General features: G+C 58.0%; 1 protein-coding gene and 1 tRNA gene. One reads left to right on the top strand and one right to left on the bottom strand.

The window, feature by feature from the left end:
* Positions 1 to 1292 (top strand): RES family NAD+ phosphorylase (locus QZY48_RS10055; RefSeq protein ID WP_295430643.1); only part of this gene is annotated, 1292 nt, incomplete at its 5' end.
* Positions 1293 to 1845: 553 nt separating this feature from the next.
* Here QZY48_RS10055 and QZY48_RS10050 read toward each other — a convergent pair.
* Positions 1846 to 1922: transfer RNA gene (locus QZY48_RS10050), tRNA-Arg, on the bottom strand.
* Position 1923: the final 1 nt, after the last annotated feature.

The raw sequence follows: 1923 nt of genomic DNA, 5'->3' as shown, positions 1-1923 counted from the left end.
TCGAGACCGCCTTCGACGATCACTACGTCCGCACCTCGGATCAGCCGGACCCCTGGCAGCAAAGCTTGCTGTCAGATCGCGAGTCCGATTACTATTGGGAGCGCGACGGCGAGCCAGTGCTCGATACCATCGAGGAAGCCGCTGCTATCCCGCACGAAGCCGCAGAAGATGTGTTGGAGATTCTCGACGGCCGGCACGGTGACTTCGAATCAGCGGCCATGGGCGAGGAGACCGAGTTCTCATCCGACTCATACTACGAGGAGAAAGGCGCAAGCGCTCAGACGTGGCATGAGGAGTGGCGATCCTTCGAGCAGTCGCTCAAAACCGAGGCCCGGTTCTTCAGCCGTTCCGCCTCAGAACTTCTCGCGCGGGTATTTGGGAACATTGACGCTCTGAAGAACAAGCCGCGCCATCCGCTTGTTGTGGATGCCGGTCCTGACCGCAGGCTGACTCACCTATATCGCGCCCGCGTCTTCCAATCTGACGAAAAACTCAAAGATGCGCTGTGCCGTCCGGATTTGCATTTGGGTTCGCCTCCGGCCCGCCTTGCCAACGCGGGCAGAATGAATGCGCACGGAATCTCAGTTTTCTACGGTGCAACCAACGCATCCGTTGCCCTGGCCGAAGTGCGCCCACCCGTGGGGAGCAAGGTCGTGGTCGCGCGATTCAGCATCACTCGACCCCTCCGCCTTTTGGAGCTTACCGCCCTTGATGGTGTCCGGGATCGGGGCAGCATCTTCGATCCGTCCCTGAAAGGCCGCCTAGAACGCGTCGCGTTTCTGCGGTCCCTCGGCCAACGCATGACGCGACCTGTGATGCCGGATGACGAGGCCTTCGACTACCTCGCGACGCAGGCCATCGCGGACTTTCTCGCGACCGAGAACGAGCCAACGCTCGACGGCATCATTTTTAGTTCAGCGCAGTCGAAGGATGGGCGTAATGTGGTCCTCTTCCATAAGGCGGCGCGCGTGCACGAAATGGCGTTTCCTAAAGGCACCGAAATCGAGGCGCACACTGGCCACGGAACCGAGGACGGTTGGGATATTGACTACATGGTGAGCGAAGCTGTACCGAAGGTGGAAGCGCCTGCGCCACTGAATGAAAAGGATGATCTGTTTGGCTTTGTTCCACACTTTAGCCCTTCCTACATGGCAGATGGGGACTATCGCGACGCGGCTTTGCGCGTCGACCCTACCACCGTCGAGGTCCACCACGTTGGGTGGGTCAAGATCAACAGCACTCGGTTTGCAGTGACACGCCGCCGCCGCGAGAACCGGGATTGGAAGTTTTGATGGGGACCGTTGCCGGTCCACGCTCAGCTGGCGCTCGTAGACGCTGGCCAGACGGCCCTTTTTAGGCGATTTTTCACCATTTTTCGCCCAAAATGACCGTTTCAGCCAGTTCCACACAAACGGCCTAAAACGAGCGTCCTACAGCTTAGGAAAATGGCCCTCATGACGATGGCGAGACCAAAATCGATACACCAAAAGGAAGGGGCAGAATCTGCGTCGGATTCTTACCGTCACGGACTGCACGACCACTGCCGGACTGCGCGACCGTCTAGCTAGGAGCCTGTGCCAAGTCCACGATGTGACCGGCGCAGGTTTCTTCTTCACCGGAACACTCGGTCTGCGCTGATGAATCAGCAGTCGCCACAGTCGGCGAGGTTGCAGACTCAGTGCCGCCCTTCAACTTAGCGGTGGGATCGTCCAATAAGACTCAATACCGTCTTACCCCCCCACAAAATCATTCCGGACACCGTTCGGACACGGACTCCAAAATGTCACCAAACTCTGAAAATGAAAAACCCTCTGAAAACTTGCGTCTTCAGAGGGAAATCATGTGTGGTGCGGCTGGCAGGAATTGAACCCACGACCCCTTGGTTCGTAGCCAAGTACTCTATCCAACTGAGCTACAGCCGCT

This window comes from uncultured Thiodictyon sp. (assembly GCF_903828115.1).
Taxonomy (GTDB): Bacteria; Pseudomonadota; Gammaproteobacteria; order Chromatiales; family Chromatiaceae; genus Thiodictyon.
The sequence above is the reverse complement of the archived record's forward strand: the minus strand, read 5'-3'. Positions and strand labels throughout refer to the sequence as shown.